General features: G+C 67.9%; 13 protein-coding genes. 5 read left to right on the forward strand and 8 right to left on the reverse strand.

The genetic code is table 11. From position 1 onward, the window contains the following. Window positions 1-2 precede the first annotated feature (2 nt). The gene (locus tag G6N67_RS22900; RefSeq protein ID WP_036428670.1) at window positions 3-854 is read left to right on the forward strand and encodes a pseudouridine synthase; all 852 of its coding nucleotides are present in this window, start codon (window positions 3-5) and stop codon (window positions 852-854) included. Between the two features lie 9 nt (window positions 855-863). On the opposite strand, the gene G6N67_RS22905 is transcribed toward G6N67_RS22900, so the two are convergent. Beyond that, window positions 864-2,648, reverse strand: a complete 1,785-nt coding sequence (locus G6N67_RS22905; RefSeq protein WP_036434264.1) for a glycoside hydrolase family 2 protein — start codon at window positions 2,646-2,648, stop codon at window positions 864-866. A 517-nt stretch (window positions 2,649-3,165) separates the two neighbouring features. On the opposite strand from G6N67_RS22905, the gene G6N67_RS22910 reads away from it, so the two are divergent. Then, a complete protein-coding gene (locus G6N67_RS22910; protein ID WP_036428669.1) occupies window positions 3,166-3,936 on the forward strand; it encodes an SDR family NAD(P)-dependent oxidoreductase in 771 nt (256 codons plus the stop codon). A 66-nt stretch (window positions 3,937-4,002) separates the two neighbouring features. Here the strand turns inward: G6N67_RS22910 and G6N67_RS22915 are convergent, their stop codons facing one another. Next, entirely contained in the window at window positions 4,003-4,686 is a 684-nt protein-coding gene (locus G6N67_RS22915; RefSeq protein WP_036428668.1) for a TetR family transcriptional regulator, read from the reverse strand. 71 nt (window positions 4,687-4,757) lie between these two features. On the opposite strand from G6N67_RS22915, the gene G6N67_RS22920 reads away from it, so the two are divergent. After that, the gene (locus G6N67_RS22920) at window positions 4,758-5,837 is read left to right on the forward strand and encodes a ferredoxin reductase (RefSeq protein ID WP_036428667.1); all 1,080 of its coding nucleotides are present in this window, start codon (window positions 4,758-4,760) and stop codon (window positions 5,835-5,837) included. A gap of 20 nt (window positions 5,838-5,857) precedes the next feature. Then, the gene (locus G6N67_RS22925; protein WP_163642270.1) at window positions 5,858-7,099 is read left to right on the forward strand and encodes a fatty acid desaturase family protein; all 1,242 of its coding nucleotides are present in this window, start codon (window positions 5,858-5,860) and stop codon (window positions 7,097-7,099) included. Here the strand turns inward: G6N67_RS22925 and G6N67_RS22930 are convergent. From G6N67_RS22930 to nei2, 3 genes are all read right to left on the reverse strand, one after another. Then, window positions 7,092-7,607 carry a GNAT family N-acetyltransferase gene (locus tag G6N67_RS22930; RefSeq protein WP_051578430.1) on the reverse strand — a complete coding sequence of 172 codons (516 nt, stop codon included), beginning with the start codon at window positions 7,605-7,607 and terminating at the stop codon, window positions 7,092-7,094. The genes G6N67_RS22925 and G6N67_RS22930 overlap by 8 nt on opposite strands. A 9-nt stretch (window positions 7,608-7,616) precedes the next feature. Then, window positions 7,617-9,119, reverse strand: a complete 1,503-nt coding sequence (locus tag G6N67_RS22935) for an HNH endonuclease signature motif containing protein (RefSeq protein WP_036428664.1) — start codon at window positions 9,117-9,119, stop codon at window positions 7,617-7,619. A gap of 98 nt (window positions 9,120-9,217) precedes the next feature. Further along, window positions 9,218-9,970: an endonuclease VIII Nei2 gene (gene nei2, locus G6N67_RS22940; protein ID WP_036428661.1), complete on the reverse strand. Its 753-nt coding sequence runs from the start codon at window positions 9,968-9,970 to the stop codon at window positions 9,218-9,220. Between the two features lie 65 nt (window positions 9,971-10,035). Between nei2 and G6N67_RS22945 the strand changes: the two genes are divergently transcribed. Further along, the gene (locus G6N67_RS22945; RefSeq protein ID WP_179976744.1) at window positions 10,036-10,902 is read left to right on the forward strand and encodes an alpha/beta fold hydrolase; all 867 of its coding nucleotides are present in this window, start codon (window positions 10,036-10,038) and stop codon (window positions 10,900-10,902) included. On the opposite strand, the gene G6N67_RS22950 is transcribed toward G6N67_RS22945, so the two are convergent. Genes G6N67_RS22950 through G6N67_RS22960 form a run of 3 tightly spaced genes read right to left on the reverse strand, consistent with a single transcriptional unit; the run spans window position 10,889 to window position 16,331 of the window. Further along, window positions 10,889-15,391, reverse strand: a complete 4,503-nt coding sequence (locus G6N67_RS22950) for an ATP-dependent helicase (RefSeq protein WP_036428659.1) — start codon at window positions 15,389-15,391, stop codon at window positions 10,889-10,891. The two genes, G6N67_RS22945 and G6N67_RS22950, sit on opposite strands and share 14 nt — an antisense overlap. Window positions 15,392-15,427: 36 nt before the next feature. Continuing rightward, the gene (locus tag G6N67_RS22955; RefSeq protein ID WP_036428657.1) at window positions 15,428-16,081 is read right to left on the reverse strand and encodes a TetR/AcrR family transcriptional regulator; all 654 of its coding nucleotides are present in this window, start codon (window positions 16,079-16,081) and stop codon (window positions 15,428-15,430) included. Between the two features lie 49 nt (window positions 16,082-16,130). Further along, complete coding sequence (locus G6N67_RS22960) at window positions 16,131-16,331, reverse strand: hypothetical protein (RefSeq protein ID WP_131524546.1); 201 nt, start codon at window positions 16,329-16,331, stop codon at window positions 16,131-16,133. Window positions 16,332-16,364 lie beyond the last annotated feature (33 nt).

The raw sequence follows: 16,364 nt of genomic DNA on the forward strand, positions 1-16,364 counted from the left end.
CGGTGAGGAGACCCGCGCCACTCCCGGTGCGCGACGGCCTCGGCCCGGCGCGGTTGCGGTTGCTGGGCGGCAACGTGTTCCGCGAATTGCAGGCCCGCTTCGGCATCGGCGCGAAAGTGCTTGCCGGGGAGGTACTTCGGCCGGACGGCACGGTGGTCGACGAGACCACGACGCTGCCGGCAGGCGCACACGTCTACTTCTACCGCGACCTGGCCGACGAGACCCCGGTGCCGTTCGACATTCCGGTCCTGTACCGCGACAACGACATCGTGGTGGCCGACAAGCCGCACTTCCTGGCCACGATGCCCCGCGGCAGCCACGTCGCGCAGACCGCGCTCGTGCGGTTGCGCCGCGACCTGGGCCTGCCGGAGCTGAGCCCCGCGCACCGGCTGGACCGGCTCACCGCGGGGGTGCTGCTGTTGACCGCGCGCCGCGAGATCCGTGGTGCGTACCAGACCTTGTTCTCCCGCGGGCTGACGCGCAAGACGTATCTCGCCCGCGCCGCGCACCGAGCCGATCTCGACTTCCCGATCACGGTGCGCAGCCGAATCATCAAGCAGCGCGGTCGGTTACAGGCCACCGAGGAACCGGGCGAACCGAACGCCGAAACGGTCGTCGAACACCTCGGCGGCGGCCTGTACCGGCTCACTCCGCACACCGGCCGCACGCATCAACTGCGCGTGCACATGGCCGCCCTCGGGCTGCCGATCACCGGTGACCCGCTGTATCCCGAAGTCATCGACGTTGCCGCCGACGACTTTTCGACCCCGCTTCAGCTGCTCGCGCATCGCCTCGAGTTCGACGATCCGGTGAGCGGGCAGCGGCGCGCGTTCGTCAGCTCCCGCACGCTGTGAGCGCCGAACTCAGCCGGATCCCGCGTCGATCACCGCGCGGTTGCGTGCGGCGACCGCGGGCAGATCGACCTTGACCAACCGCCGGTCGTAGCTCAGATATCCGTTGACCTCGTTCTCGACATCGGTGGTCTGGGTGTAGACCGCGCCCGAGATCCCGGTGTCGCGCACGAGAGTCTCGAGTTCGCGGCTGACGTCGATGTAGCGCTGCGTCAACCGGGCCTGGTCGTCGGTCATCTCATAGGCCTCGGGCCTGCCGGGCCAGCGGTTCTTGTCGAGCACGAGACCCACACCGCCGTACTCACCCACCACCACCGGGCGGTCGCCCTGCACCGCGGGCGGCCGGGGACCGACGTAGGTGTGGGCGTCGTAGACGTCACCGGCGCCGCTGTCGCCGCGCGACTGGCAACAGTTGGCCCCGCTGTTCGGATTCACCATGCGGCTGGGGTCGCGGGCCTTCACGGCGTCGGTGATGCGCGCGGTGTCGTACTCGCCCCAGCCCTCGTTGAACGGCACCCAGCCGACGATCGACGTGACACTGCGCAGTTGATCGATCATCTCGGCGAGCTCGTCCTCGAAATGCCGCTTGGCGTCGGGCGGCGGGTCCGGGGCCGGCCCTGGCGGAACCTCCAGCGAGACGCCCAGCGACGGCATGTCCTGCCACACCATGAGCCCCAGCCGGTCGGTCCAGTAGTACCACCGCGCCGGTTCCACCTTGGCGTGCTTGCGGACGAAGTTCAGACCCAGCGCCTTGGTCTTCTCCAGGTCGAACTTCAGCGCCTCGTCGGTCGGCGCGGTGTAGATGCCGTCGGGCCAGTAGCCCTGGTCGAGTACGCCCTGCAGGAACATGATCTTGCCGTTCAGCGCGATCCTCGGCCTGCCCTTGGCGTCGCGGACCGTGCCGATCGTGCGCAGTCCGCCGTAGCTCGCCACCTCGTCGAGCACCTGGCCGGACCGGCTCATGAGCCGCACCTTGAGGTTGTACAGGTAGGGGTCGTCAGGGGTCCAGAGGTGGGGTTTGGGCACCCGCACCCGCACGGGCCGCCCGGGATCAGCCGTCGCGATCGCGACGTCCTTGCCGTCGGGCCTGGTGGCGACGACCACGGTGCGGCCGTAGTTGGTCGCCGACACCCGCGGCGTGATCGTGAAACCGGTGAGGTCAGAGGTGACGTCGAGCTGGTCGACGTGGGTCATGGGCACCGGTTCGAGCCACACGGTCTGCCAGATGCCCGACGCGCCGGTGTAGGTCAGGCCGCGCGGATTGTTGCGCTGTTTGCCGACGGGGAAGCCGCCGGCCTCGTTGCGGTCCTCGACCCGCACGGTCAATTCCTGGGCCCGCGACCGGCGCAGCGCATCGGTGATGTCGGCACTGAACGACGTGTAGCCGCCTTCGTGGTGGGCAACCTTGCGGTTGTTCACCCATACGGTGGCGATCTGGTCGACGGCCCCGAAATGCAGCAGGATGCGTTGCCCACGCCAGGTCGCAGGCACCTTGAACACCTTGCGGTACCACATCCGGTCGTCGTGGCGCTGAATGCCCGACAGTGCGGATTCGGGTGGGTAGGGAACCAGGATCCGTTCGCGGAACTCGTGTGCCGGGGGTGGCGTCTCAGTCGGCGCCGACCGGCCCGTGTAGTCCCATCCGCCGTTGAGACTCAGCCAGCGCGAGCGGGTCAGCTGTGGCCGCGGGTATTCGGGCAGCGCGTTGGACGGGCTGACCAGATGAGTCCAGGGAGTGGTCAGCGGCGGAGTCTTCTGTTGCCAGGCTTCGGCGGCCTGGGCCTGCGCGTTGACCATCGCGGTCACGATCGCCAGACCTGAGCCGAGGGCGACCCCCGCCGCCGCGGCGCGTCGTTTCCCACGCGCGTTCCTGCCTCGCCTGCGTCCCGGCTTGCGGCCGGTGGCCATGTTCACCCCCAGGTCGGTAATCGCTGTGGCTGATGCGCGATGCCCCCGAATCGCCATCTCAGCCCTGACCAGCCACACATCGAGCAACTCACGACGAACGAAATCCGGCTGGTCGAGCGGGAACTCGAACTCACTGGCTAACAGTGCTACGGCCGAGCCGGATTCCCTGCGTGCAGCGCAGGTGACCGATGTGGGCATCTTCGCCACGTCGGCGTGGCCGTCAAGTTCAATGTACTGCAATGCCATACGCTACCCGACGAGCGGCCGGTGCGGCCGTCGGCGATCATGCCCATGCCGTCCTCGCCAGATAGCCCTGCCAGCAGTCAGCAAACTCCATGGACTATCGTGGTTCGGCGTCGATGCGTTACAGGGATCGCGCAGAACTGACACGTGTTCTACTGACGGGGTGGACCGTCAGAGATTTGATCGCCTGTTCGACATGAGCGAGCGCACCGTCATCGTGACCGGCGGAACCCGCGGCATCGGGTTGGCGCTCGCGGAGGGCTTCATCCTGGCGGGTGCTCGGGTGGTGGTGGCCAGCCGCAAGGCCGACGCGTGCGCGGCTGCCGCCGAACATCTCCGCGCGCTCGGCGGTCAGGCCGTCGGAGTGCCGACGCACAGCGGCGACATCGACGCGCTGGGGGCGCTCGTCGAGCGGACGGTCGCGGAGTTCGGTGGCGTCGACGTCGTCGTCAACAACGCGGCCAACGCGCTGGCCCAGCCGCTCGGCCAGATGACGCCCGAGGCGTGGGCCAAATCCTACGAGGTGAACCTGCGGGGACCGGTGTTCCTGGTCCAGCACGCACTACCGCAATTGCGGGCCAGTCCCCATGCGGCGGTGCTGAACATGGTGTCGGTGGGCGCCTTCAATTTTGCGCCGGCATTGTCGATCTACGCGTCGGGCAAGGCGGCGTTGATGTCGGTGACGCGATCGATGGCCGCCGAGTTCGCGCCACACGGCATTCGGGTCAACGCGCTCGCCCCAGGGCCGGTCGACACCGACATGGTGCGTAACAACCCGCAGGAGGCCATCGACCACATGGTCGGCGGCACGTTGATGAAGCGGCTGGCGAGCCCTGACGAAATGGTCGGCGCCGCACTGCTGTTGTGCTCGGACGCCGGCAGCTACATCACCGGCCAGGCCGTCATTGTCGACGGTGGCGGAACGCCTCGCTGAACTCCGTGACGTCGCCGTCGATCCCGGGTTTGATGAATTGGGCGCAGAACCGGGCCGATTCGGACGTCAACTTTCGCTGCGCCACCCCTGGACGCCGACGGCGATCATCCGTAGTTGCTTGACCGCCGTGCGGTGGATCTCATCCACGGACTGTGCGTCCCCCGCGTCCTCAAGGGCCTCGGCGATCGAGATCATCGCGTTGACGAACAGGCTCGCCAGGATGTTGAGATCCTCGCTGCTCCAGTCCTTCAGGCCGGGGAAGCGGGCCAGGTCGATCGCGAGTTCGGAAGTGATCAAGCGGATTTCGGTGCGGATCGCATAGCGCAGCACCGAGACCCCGCTGGAGCGTTCGCGCGAGATGAACCGCCAGTGTTCGCGGCGTTCGTTCACGCTGCCGATGAGAATCTCCGCCGACGACTCGATGACGTGCGCGGGATCGAGCTTGCCAGCGCGCGCGCCACGCAACATGTCGCGCAACGACCGGAAGGACTCGTCGATCAGCACCAGGCCCAGGGCGTCCATCGAGTCGAAGTGCCGATAGAAGGCCGCGGGGACGATGCCTGCCTCGCGCGTCACCTCGCGCAGGCTCAACGAGCTGAAACTCCGATGTTCCAGGAGCTTGAGCGCCGCGGCGATGATGGCCCGCCGGGTGGCCTCTTTGCGCTCATCCCTGGACAGCGTGTCACGCGAACGCGACGGTCGCGGCGACTCCGCGCGTCGTGTTCGTGAAGTCGGCGTACGTCTGTTCACTGATGTGAAGCGTAACACAACCAGCAATTTTGTCGTTGACAGTACCGCGGGTAACGGCGCACTGTGTACACATGTTCACTCAAACGTTGGCGGCAGGAGTTCGCAGGCGGGTATCCAGCTCGTCGCTGGTGAACCTGCTCACCGGCCCGCACGGTGTGGATCGCTACACCGAGCTGGTCGAACCGACCTGGACGCGTGGCGATGCCCGCGCCAAGGTGATCGCCGTGCGGCGGCAGACGTCGCGCAGCGTCACGCTGACCCTGGAACCGAACGAGGCGTTCAAAGGTTTCCGGGCCGGCCAGCACATCAACCTGTCCGTCGAGATCAACGGCCGGCGCCGTACGCGCTGCTATTCCCCGGCCAGTGCCGAGGGGGCGGGCTCGATCGAGCTGACCATCGGGCGCCACGAGGGCGGCTTGGTGTCGAACTACCTGTGTGATCACGCGTATGCGGGGATGGTGCTTGGGCTCGACTCGGTCGGGGGAGATTTCGTCCTGCCCGACGAGCTGCCGCGGCGCATCCTGTTCGTGTCCGGGGGCAGCGGCATCACGCCGGTGTTGTCGATGCTGCAGACGCTGCGTGCACAGGCGTTCACCGGTGAAGTCGCGTTCGTGCACTACGCGCGCAGCGCCGACGAGGCCAGTTACCGCACCGAGCTCCGTGCCATGCGGACCGCCGGTGTCCGGGTGCTGCACGGGTACACCCGCAACACCGACGGGACCGACCTCGAGGGGCGTTTCGGGCCTGAGCATCTCGCCGTGGCATTTCCCGATGGAGCGCCCGACGCGGTGTTCGCCTGCGGGCCCACCGAACTGCTCGATGCCGTCCGGGAATTGCGTCCGGACGTGCGGTCGGAGAGTTTCGTGCCGCCCGTGTTCAGCATTCCTGCCGAATCGACCGGCGGGACGGTCAAGTTCACCACCAGCAATGTCGCGGTGACCGACGACGGTCAACCGCTGCTGGTGCAGGCCGAGGCCGCCGGTCTGACGCCCGAGAGCGGATGCCGCATGGGTATCTGCCACAGCTGCACCCGGTTCAAGACCCGCGGTGCGGTGCGCAACCTCATCACCGGCGCGGTGTCCAGCGCCGATTGCGAAGACATCCAGATCTGCGTCACCGCCCCCGTCGGTGACGTCGACATCGATCTCTGAACTACCCGAAAGGAGCTGTCATGTCCGAGAACAAGAAGTACAGCCTCACCCCCGAGCAGGCGGAAGCGTTCGGCGCCGAGCTCGACGCGATCCGCGAGCGCGTCATCGCCGACCTCGGTGAGCGCGACGCCACCTACATCCGCAACATCATCAAGACCCAGCGCAAGCTCGAGGTCGGTGGCCGCGCGCTGCTGTTCGCCTCGATCTTCCCGCCGTTCTGGCTGGCCGGCACCGCCATGCTGGGGATCTCGAAGATCCTCGACAACATGGAGATCGGCCACAACGTCATGCACGGCCAATACGACTGGATGGGCGATCCGGCCATCTCCAGCAAGGCTTTCGAGTGGGACACCGCCTGCCCGGCCGACCAGTGGCGGCACTCGCACAACTACATGCACCACACGTACACCAACATCGTCGACATGGACCGCGACATCGGCTACGGCATCCTGCGCATGAGCGAGGACCAGAAGTGGTCGCCGTACTACCTCGGCAACCCGGTCTACGCGTTCCTGCTCATGGTGTTCTTCCAGTACGGCGTCGCGCTGCACGAGCTGGAGACCGAGCGCATCCGGTCCGGCGAGATCAGCATCGCCGACAAGAAGGATGTGCTGCGCGGCATCTGGGCGAAGACCAAGCGCCAGACGCTCAAGGACTACGTGGCCTTCCCACTGCTGGCCGGCCCGTTCGCGCCGTTCGTGTTCGCCGGCAACATGACCGCCAACCTCATGCGCAACGTGTGGTCGTACATGATCATCTTCTGCGGGCACTTCCCGGAGGGCACCCAGGAGTTCTCCATCGAGGAAACCGAGAACGAGTCCCGCGGTCAGTGGTACTTCCGGCAGCTGCTCGGTTCGGCAAACCTGACCGGCGGCAAGCTGTTCCACATCCTCAGCGGCAACCTGTCCTTCCAGATCGAGCATCACCTGTTCCCGGACATCCCGGCACATCGGCACGCCGAGATCTCGGTCGAGGTCCGCGAGATCTGCGAGCGCTACGGCCTGCCCTACAACACCGGTCCGCTGTACAAGCAGTTCGGCACCGTCGTCCGCAAGATCGTGCGGCTGGCGTTCCCGTGGGGCGGCGGCAGCAAGGACGCCGCGCCTGAAGTCGCGCCCGAATCGGAGCCTGCTGCCGAGCCTCAGGCCGCTGCCGAGTCTCAGGCGGGTGTCGAACCCCAGGTTGCTCCGGAGCCCCAGCCCGGTGCCGAGTCCCAGGCAGAAGCCGCCGAGACCGACCGCGAGCTGGTCCTGGTCAACTGACCTCCAGGCTGCGCTGGAGCAGCACAGTATCCAGCCAGCGCGAGTGCTTGAAACCCACCGAACGCAGCCGCCCGGCCTCTGCGAAACCGTACCTACGGTGCAGAGCGAACGAGGCGGCTGCGTCTTCGGTGTCCACGACCACGGCGATCACCTCACGCACCCCCGCCGCCGCGCAGCCGGCGAGCAGTGCCTGCAGCAGCGCTGCGCCGATGCCGCGCCCGGTCGCCTGGGGAGCCAGGTAGATCGAATTCTCCACGGTGTGGTCATAGGCCGGGCGGGCCTTCCACGGCGCGCAGTACGCGTAACCCGCCACCTCACCGTCGAATACCGCAGTGAGGAACGGCAATTCACGCTCCCGCGCAGTGGCGAGCCTGCGGTCCCACTCCGCGCGGTCCGGCGGCGTCAACTCGAAAGTGGCGACCCCCGTCTGCACGTGGTGGGCGTAGATGGCGCCGATGGCGTCAAGGTCGTCCGCTGACGTGGGGCGCACGACGACGGCGTTGCTCATGACTTCACCTTAGGGATCGTCTTCTTCGGGTGGGTGGAAGAGTTCTTCGGGGTGCCAGTAGTGGTTGATGCGGTCTTGGCCTGTGTCGAGAAGGGGTGGTGGGATCCATTCGACGCGGCCATCGGGGCGGATGCGGGTGGTCCAGCCGTTGTCGGTGACGAGGCGGTTTTGGGGTCCGCAGGCCAGGGTGAGGTCGGTGATGTCGGTTCGGCCGCCTGCGACGAAGTCGGCGCGGGCGTGGTGGGCTTCGGCGTGGTAGGCGGGTCCGGTGCAGCCGGGGACCGTGCATCCGCGGTCGCGGGCGTAGAGCACGATGCGTTGTCCGGGGGTGGCGATGCGTTTGGTTCTGCCGAGGTAGAGCGGGATTTCGTGGTGGTCGTCGAAGATGACGAGGTAGTGGTTGGCGTGGCTGGCCATGCGGATGACGTCGGACATGGGTAGGGCGGTGTGACCGCCGGTGGTGGCGATGCCGGTGCCGGTTTGTAGTTCGCGCAGGGTGGTGGAGACGACGACGGTGACGGGTAGGCCGTTGTGTTGGCCGAGGTTGCCGGAGGCGAGCATGGCGCGCGCGACGGCTTTCCAGGCGTCGTGGCGGCGTTGGGGCAGGGTGCGGGTGTCTTTCGTGGCAGCCGCGGGCTTGGATTCGGCGGTCTCGGTATTGGTCTTGGTTTCGGCTGTATCTGCAGGCTGGGCCGCGATCAGGGTGTCGGGGGTGTCGTCGGGCGGCTCGGCGTTGGTGTCCTCGTCGGTGGTGGAGGCGGGTTCGGTGTCGGGGTTCTCGTCGTCGGGGTTGCATTTGCCGGGGGCGGCCCATTTGGCGTCGATGGCTTCGAGGTAGCTGCACAGTTCGGCGTCGGCGAAGCCGGTGACTTTGCGCAGGCCGTCGGCGTCCTGGGGGCCCAGGGTGATGCCGCGGCGGCGGGCGCGGCGGTCTTCGACGGGTTCTTCGCCGTCCTGGTTGAGGTGGAAGGCGATGCGTTCGGCGCTGCGTCGCAGGGTTTCGGGGGTGTTGCCGATGGCGATGCGGGTCAGGTCGGTGTCGATGTGGGCGATGGTGGCGTCGTCGAGGGGGATGGGGGGTTTGTTGATGAAGTTGCGGATGATGGCGACGTGTTCGGCGTTGATCTGCCCGGTGGCCTGGGCGGCGGCGGTGTCGGGTAGCAGCGGAGGGAGGGCGTCGCCGTTGAGCGTGGTGCGGGGGCCGAGGTCGTGGGCTTCGGCGACGCGGCGGCGGGCTTCGGTGCGGCTGATGCGTAGCCGGTGGACCAGTACGTCGGCCCAGTCTTTCGCGCCGATGTCTTTGGCGGTGGTGCGGGTCTGGATTTCGGCGAGCAGGGCGTGGTCGACGGTGGGGGCGTGGCAGGCTTGGGTCTCGCGGCGGGATTGCAGCTCAAGTAGTTCGGGCAGGGTCAGGCTGGTGTAGGTCAGGGTGGCCAGTGTGGCGCAGGCCGCGTCGTAGTCGGCGTAGGCGGCGAATACCGCCTCGCGATCCACGACGCTGGTCGAATGCATGTTCGAATTCTATCGCGGTCCGCCGACGACCCGGCGAGTTATCCCCAGCTTGTACTTCATCCACAGAACTTGGGGCGCAAGACAATTAGACCTTGACATCACCTCTGGCAGGCTGGGCACCAGAACGTCACGCGCTCGCCGCTCGCATCGGTTTCGATCAGCGTCCCGCAGCGTCGGCACGGTTCGCCCGCGCGGCCGTACACCCAGAGTTGGCGGCCTCGGCGAGTGTCGCCGGTGGTCGTCCGATTGACTCGGGATCTGTTGAGCCACAGCATGTCCCGCGCTCGCTGCACGACACGCAGCGGATCCTTCACGGCATCGACCGGCGTGGTGGGGCGGTGGCCGAAGACGAAACACAGCTCGTTGCAGTACACGTTGCCGACGCCTGCCATGACCCGCTGGTCGAGTAGAGCTTCCGAAATAGGCCGGGCCGGATCCGCCGTCAGGTTGGCTGCCGCGGTGCGCGGCTCCCAGTCCGGTCCCAGCAGGTCCGGACCGAGGTGCGCGACCGCGTCCATGTCGGCATCGCGATCGAGCACTTCAAGGACACCGAGGTCGATCCCGGTGGCGCGGGCATCGGCGGTTTCCAGGACGATTCGCACCCGGTGTGCCGCGCCGCCGGACCAGCCGACCCGCCAACTGCCCTCCATCTTCAGGTGCGAATGGATGCTCGCCGGCCCGACGCGGATGAACAGGTGCTTGCCCCGGCTGAGCACCTCGTCCACGACCTGTCCGGTGAGATCGACAGTGGCATAGCGCGGTACTCGAATGTCACAGCGCGTCAACGTTTTTCCCACGAGTGCGGTACGCAGTGCGGTGGCGGTGTGGAAGACGGTGTCGCCTTCGGGCATGCCCTCATTGAACCAGCTTCTCGGCCTGGGGCTTCAACATTCCCTTTGGTGGGTATGCGACGGACATGATCGGACCTGTGCACCATCGGCGGATCGCGGTCGACGATATCGACGTGTTCTATCGGGAGGCGGGACCGCCTGAGGCGCCCGTGGTGCTGTTACCGCATGGCTATCCGTGTTCGTCCTATGCATACCGCAACCTCATGGCGGCGCTGGCCCACCGGTGGCGGTTGATCTCGCCCGACATGCCCGGATTCGGTTACAGCGCAACCCCGTCGCCAGACGAGTTTGCCTACACCTTTGACGCCTACGCAGCGTTCTTGCAGGCATTCGTCGATGCCGTGGGCCTGTCGCGCTACGTGGTGTGGCTGCATGACTACGGGTCGCAGTTCGGTTTTCGGTTGGCGCTGCACCGTCCGGATCGGATTGCGGGCCTCGTCATCCAGAACGGTGACATCTACGAGGACGCGTTCGGGCCCAAATACGAATTCCTCAAGAAGTTGTGGGATGACCCGGGCGCGGCGTCGCGGCGTCGCATCGCCGAACACGTGACGCTGGAGGGTTTCAAGAGCGAATTCGTCGGAGAACTGCCGGCCGACATCGCTGACCGCATCAGCCCCGACCTGTGGACGCTGCACTGGTCGTTGATGTCGACGCCGCAGCGCCTCGCCAACACCATCCGGCTGCTCGAAGATCAGCCGTCGACACTCGAATGGTTCCCGCGTGAGCAGGCCTACCTGCGCGAGCACCGGCCGCCCACGCTCATCGTGTGGGGTCCGTACGACGGCTACATGCCCGAGCAATCGGCCAGGGCCTACCTGCGTGACCTCCCCGATGCACCACTGCATCTGCTCGGCGGTGGCCACTGGTTGTTGGAAACCCATCTCGATGAGGTCGTCCCGCTCGTCGACGACTTCCTCACCGCAATCTAAGGCCCCGCGGCGTCCGGCTGAAACCCGCGCCGACCAACGCGTCCTGCACGGTCGTGCGCTCGCTGTCGACGTCCGGGTCCAACACCGCGACTCCGTTCACGCGCTCCACGAGCAGCGACGATATGCGGCCGGCGCTCACCAGGCCCGCGAGCGCCGACGCGGCTGCCCGTTGCGCTTCGGGGTCAGCGCCGAAACTCAGCAGGGATTTCCCGCCGCGCTCCAAGAACCACACCAGCTGGCCGTCCACCAGCGCCACCACGGCGCCGGCCTTGCGTCCGGGGCGGTGACCGGACTCGCCGTCGTCGGGCCACGGCAATGCGGCGCCGTACGGGTTGGCCGGGTCGGTCGCGGCGAGCACCACCGCGTGGTATTCGGGACGTTGGGGGTCCACGCTGTCGAGATAGGACCGTAGCCGGTCGACGGTCGATGCGACCGCGAACTGAGCCCCGCCCAGGGACTCCACGAAGTACCCGCGCTGGCAGCGCCCGGCATCTTCGAACGCGCTCAACACCTTGTAAAGCGTGGCGAATCCGCCGGGCACTCCTTCGAGGCCCACCGCGCCCTTGGTGAGGACGCCGTACCGGTTGAGCAACAGCTCGGCCTGGAAATGCGCGCGGATGGTCGAATCCGGCTCGGGCGCAGGCAACGCCGACCACCGGCCGGACACCATCGGATCGGCGGCGCGGGCCTGAGGATGCGCGACGCTGTAGCGGCTCAGCCGTGGTGGACGTTGCCGTTGCCGATGCGCGGGGGCGCCGGAGCGACGCGGCCCGGACAGCACCGCGCGCACGGGCGCGAACGTGTCGCCCGTGACCCAGCCGGCCCAGATGAGTTCCCACAGTGCGGCTTTGAGCTCGTCGGTGGCAGTGCCGTCGGCCAGCTGACGGAAGAAGTACGCGCCGCCGGGAGACAAGGTCTCCATGATGGCGCGATGCGTGTCCGTGAACTCGATCTCGGCCGGCGCCGCGAGCGTGAGCGGTGCGGAATCGGCGAGGTGGAACGCGACCCAGCCGTCGCCGGCTCCGATCTGCCCGGCGCCCGACCACGTGACCTCACCCGACGCGAGCAGCTCGTCGAGCATGGCCGGCTGATAGTCGGCGACGCGTTGACCGAAAACCAGTGATTCGACCGCTGATGCCGGCATCGCCACCCCGGCGAGCTGTTCGATCACCGCGGCCAGTCCGTCGATACCGCTGCTGTGTACCGAGCCCACGTGCTGCCACGGGGGCAGGAACCGGCCGTAGGCCGCGGTGCTGACAGGCTCGACCTGCGCCCGCAGGGCGGCCAGCGATCGCCGGCGCAGAATCTTGAGCACCTCGGCGTCGCACCACTGATCGCCTGCCAGGTCGTCGACGAACTCGCCGCGTACCAGCCGCCCGTCGATCGCCATGCGGCCGAGCACATCCGAGGTCACCCGGAGGCCCAGACCGAACCGCGCGGCCACCTGATCGGTGCTGAACGGCCCATGAGTCCGGGCGTAGCGGCCGATCAGATCGCTCAGCGGGTCGGTGACGGATTCGGTGAACGCCGCCGGAACCCCGACCGGAACCGGCACACCGAGCCCGTCGCGCAACAACCCGATGTCTTCCACCGCGACCCACCAGGACTGGCCCGCGAAGGTCACCGGAAGCGCGCGTTTGGCCGCCTGCAGACCGTCGAGCCAGCCGCCGACGTTGTCTGTGGTCGAGCGCTCGGCGATCTCGGCCTCGGTGAGTGGGCCGAGCAGCCGCAGCAGGTCGGCCACGGCCTCGGCGTCGCGTGCTGCGCGTTCGGCGGTGAGGTGCTGCAGCTGTGCGGCGGTCGAGGCCACCACGGCGGGCTCGAGCAGCTCGCGCAGTTCGATGCGGCCCAGCAATTCGGCGAGCAGCACGGTGTCCAGTGCCAGCGCCGCCGCGCGGCGCTCGGCCAGCGGGCTGTCGCCCTCGTACATGAAGGCCCCGACGTAGCCGAACAACAGCGACGCCGCGAACGGCGACGGTGTCGCGGTTTCGACCTCCACAACCCGTAACCGGCGCTGCGCAACCCTGCGCATGAGCTCGGTGAGCGCGGGCACGTCATAGACGTCCTGCAGGCATTCCCGCACCGCTTCCAGCACGATGGGGAAATCGGGGTACTTCCTGGCGATGTCGAGCAGCTGTGCGGCGCGCTGACGTTGATGCCACAGCGGTGACCGCTTGCCCGGATGCCGTCGCGGCAGCAGCAGCGCGCGGGCGGCACACTCCCGGAAGCGGGAGGCGAACAGTGCCGAGCCACCGACCTCGGCGGTCACAATGGCTTCGACCTCATCGGCATCGAACACGAAAAGATCGGCGCCGGGCGGATTCTCGCCGCTGTCGGGCAGCCGCACGATGATGCCGTCGTCGGAGGCAGTGGGCTTCTCGTCGATGCCGTACCGTTCCCGCAGCCGCCGGCCGACCGCGAGCGCCAACGGGCCGTGCACGCGCAACCCGTACGGCGAATGCAGGATCACGCGCCAATCGCCGAGCTCGTCACGGAACCGCTCGACCACGAACGTGGTGTCGCTCGGCACCACGCCCGTAGCCTGCCGCTGCTCGGCCAGCAGCTGATGGAGGTTGTCCGTCGCGTATCCGGCGAAACCCATGTCCTGGCACTGCTCGTCGAACTCCGCGCGGTCGAGACTCGCCAGCTCGCCCGTGAACGCTCCGACCGCGGCACCCAGTTCCGCGGGACGGCCCACGCTGTCACCCCGCCAGAACGGCAGCCGTGCGGGCTGGCCCGGTGCCGGGATGACCAGCACCCGGTCATGGGTGATCTCGGTGATGCGCCAGCTGGTGGCGCCAAGTGATATCACGTCGCCCGGCCGCGACTCGTACACCATCTCCTCGTCGAGTTCGCCTACCCGCGAAGGCTTTTCCGAATCGGTCGCGAGGTACACGGTGAACAGGCCACGGTCGGGGATGGCGCCACCCGAGGTTACCGCGAGGCGCTGCGCGCCGGGCCGGGCCGTGAGCGTGCCTGCGTCGCGGTCGTACACCAGCCGGGGCCGCAGCTCGGCGAACTCGGTCGACGGATACTTGCCCGACAACAGATCCAGCGTGGCCTCGAAGGCGCTGCGCGGCAGGGTCGCGAACGGCGCACTGCGGCGGACCGCGTCGAACCACGCGTCGGCGTCGACGGGCTCCAGCGCGCACGCCGCGACGGTGTGCTGCGCGAGCACGTCGAGCGGGTTGGCCGGCACCCGCATGGTTTCGATGTCACCCGAACGCATGCGCTGCACGGTCACGGCGCAGCCGATCAGATCGGTGCGGTGTTTGGGGAAGAGCACGCCCTGCGAGATCTCTCCGACCTGATGCCCGGCACGCCCGATGCGCTGCAGCCCGCTGGCCACCGACGGCGGTGCCTCGACCTGGATCACCAGGTCGACCGCGCCCATGTCGATGCCCAACTCCAGGCTGGATGTGGCGACGACGGCGCGCAGCCGCCCGCTCTTGAGATCCTCCTCGACCTGTGCGCGCTGTTCCTTGCTGACCGAACCGTGGTGGGCCCGGGCCAGCAGCGTCGGCGCCCCGTTGGCCTGACCACTGGCCATCAGCTGGGCCGGTGCGCCGCCCCCGACCTGCGGATTGTGGTCGAGCGACAATTGGATTCCGGCGCGTTCGGCGTGGATCTCGTTGAGCCGCGACGTCAGGCGCTCGGCGAGGCGTCGGGAATTGGCGAACACGATCGAGGACTGATGCGATTCGACCAGATCGACGATGCGTTCCTCGACGTCGGGCCAGATGCTGTTGTTGTCGAGGTTGGCCATGTCGGGCACCGGAACCTGCACCGACAGGTCGAAGGTCTTGGCCGCCGGCGGCGCGACGATGGTGGTCGGGGCCTGCCCGGACAGGAAACGCGCCACTTCCTCCGGCGGCCGCACGGTCGCCGACAGCCCGATGCGCTGCGCAGGCCGGTCGAGGAGCTGGTCCAGCCGTTCGAGCGAAAGCGCAAGGTGGGCACCGCGTTTGGTCGCCGCGACCGCGTGCACCTCGTCGACGATGACGGTCTGCACCGTGGCGAGCGTCTCGCGCGCCGCCGACGTCAGCATCAGGAACAGCGATTCCGGTGTGGTGATCAGGATGTCCGGCGGCTGCGCGATCATCGCGCGCCGCTGATTGGGCGGCGTGTCACCGGACCGAACGCCCACACTGATCTCGGGGGCGGGCAGCCCGTGGCGTTCGGCGACGCGCGTGATGCCGGTCAGCGGCGTGCGCAGGTTGCGTTCGACGTCGACGGCCAGCGCCTTGAGCGGCGACACATAGAGCACCCGGGTGCCCTTCTGCGGTGGCTCAGCGGCCAGCCGGTCGATCGCCCACAGGAACGCGGCCAGGGTCTTGCCCGACCCCGTCGGTGCGATGACCAGCGTGTTGTCGCCCTCGGCGATCGCCGACCAAGCCTGAGCCTGCGCGGCTGTGGGAGCCGGGAAGGCAGCCGTGAACCACTCCCGGGTCAGCGCGCTGAACCGGGTCAGCGGATCGGGGTGAGCCATCCACCCATACTGCCGCGCGGCACCGACAAGAAGCGGTCAGCGGTGCTCAGGGGATGCCGCGGCCACCAGTTCGGCGGGTAGGCCCGGTACCCGGCCTACCGCGTCGAGCAGGGCGTGCGCGCAGGAATCGGCGACGAAGCCCGCGTCGATGGACGGGTCGATGACGCGCTGGCGGCACAGCTCGAACGTCAACGCGAGCCAGCCGTAGATGGTGGCCCGCAGGTCGCGTTCCACCTTGGCATCCAGCGGCTGGCCCACCGTCTCGCGGATGCGCTCCATGATCCGGTTGGCCTGCCGGTCGTTGTCGACGTCGTCGATACCCCGCAGCACGGGATCGGCACGCCCCATGCCCATGTAGGCCGCCCACGCGCCGTGCGGATGTTCCTCGTCGTAGCGCAGGTAGGCGAGCACGCCTGCGCGCAGCTGGTCGAAAAGGCTCTGGCCGGGTTCGGCCGGAGTGTTGGTGGCCTCGAACAGGCGCTCACCCTCGGTGCGTACGACGGCGGAGAAGAAGGCCCGCTTGTCGGGGAAGTAGTGGTACATCAGCGCGCGGGACACCCCGGCGCGTTCGGCGATCTCGTCGATCCGGACCTCGTCGTACGGTCGTTGGCCGAACACTTCGGCCCCCAACGCCAACAGCTCACTGCGCCGATCGGCGGGGGAGAGCCGTCGCCTCGACTCAGCACCCACGCGCTCAGCTTACTTGACACCTGTTGAACATCCCGGCAGGACCGCCGGGTCAGTGGCCTGACGGATCCGCGTCGTGCTCGGCGCGGGCCTCGGACCCGGTCTGGCCGGCGTCGAAGTCGTCTTCACCGCTCGCGCGGCCCACGTAGCGACCACCGCGACGCGAGCGCGCGACGTGCTCGTCGGCTTCCACGTCTGATTCCGGCTTGTCGCCACCGTCGCCCGTCATGAACGTCGAATTACCCGGTCGCATCAGGTATCAAACGCGGTGCCGCGGGGTACCGTC

This window comes from Mycolicibacterium mageritense (assembly GCF_010727475.1).
GTDB classification, from domain to species: Bacteria; Actinomycetota; Actinomycetes; order Mycobacteriales; family Mycobacteriaceae; genus Mycobacterium; species Mycobacterium mageritense.

What these genes read in the sequence shown, in the direction of transcription:
- G6N67_RS22925 (WP_163642270.1), top strand. Translation starts at nt 5,858, where the DNA reads ATGTCCGAGAACAAGAAGTACAGCCTCACCCCCGAGCAGGCGGAAGCG.
- G6N67_RS22930 (WP_051578430.1), bottom strand. Translation starts at nt 7,607, where the DNA reads ATGAGCAACGCCGTCGTCGTGCGCCCCACGTCAGCGGACGACCTTGAC.
- G6N67_RS22950 (WP_036428659.1), bottom strand. Translation starts at nt 15,391, where the DNA reads ATGGCTCACCCCGATCCGCTGACCCGGTTCAGCGCGCTGACCCGGGAG.
- G6N67_RS22960 (WP_131524546.1), bottom strand. Translation starts at nt 16,331, where the DNA reads ATGCGACCGGGTAATTCGACGTTCATGACGGGCGACGGTGGCGACAAG.
- G6N67_RS22945 (WP_179976744.1), top strand. Translation starts at nt 10,036, where the DNA reads ATGATCGGACCTGTGCACCATCGGCGGATCGCGGTCGACGATATCGAC.
- G6N67_RS22905 (WP_036434264.1), bottom strand. Translation starts at nt 2,648, where the DNA reads ATGGTCAACGCGCAGGCCCAGGCCGCCGAAGCCTGGCAACAGAAGACT.
- G6N67_RS22935 (WP_036428664.1), bottom strand. Translation starts at nt 9,119, where the DNA reads ATGCATTCGACCAGCGTCGTGGATCGCGAGGCGGTATTCGCCGCCTAC.
- G6N67_RS22920 (WP_036428667.1), top strand. Translation starts at nt 4,758, where the DNA reads ATGTTCACTCAAACGTTGGCGGCAGGAGTTCGCAGGCGGGTATCCAGC.
- nei2 (WP_036428661.1), bottom strand. Translation starts at nt 9,970, where the DNA reads ATGCCCGAAGGCGACACCGTCTTCCACACCGCCACCGCACTGCGTACC.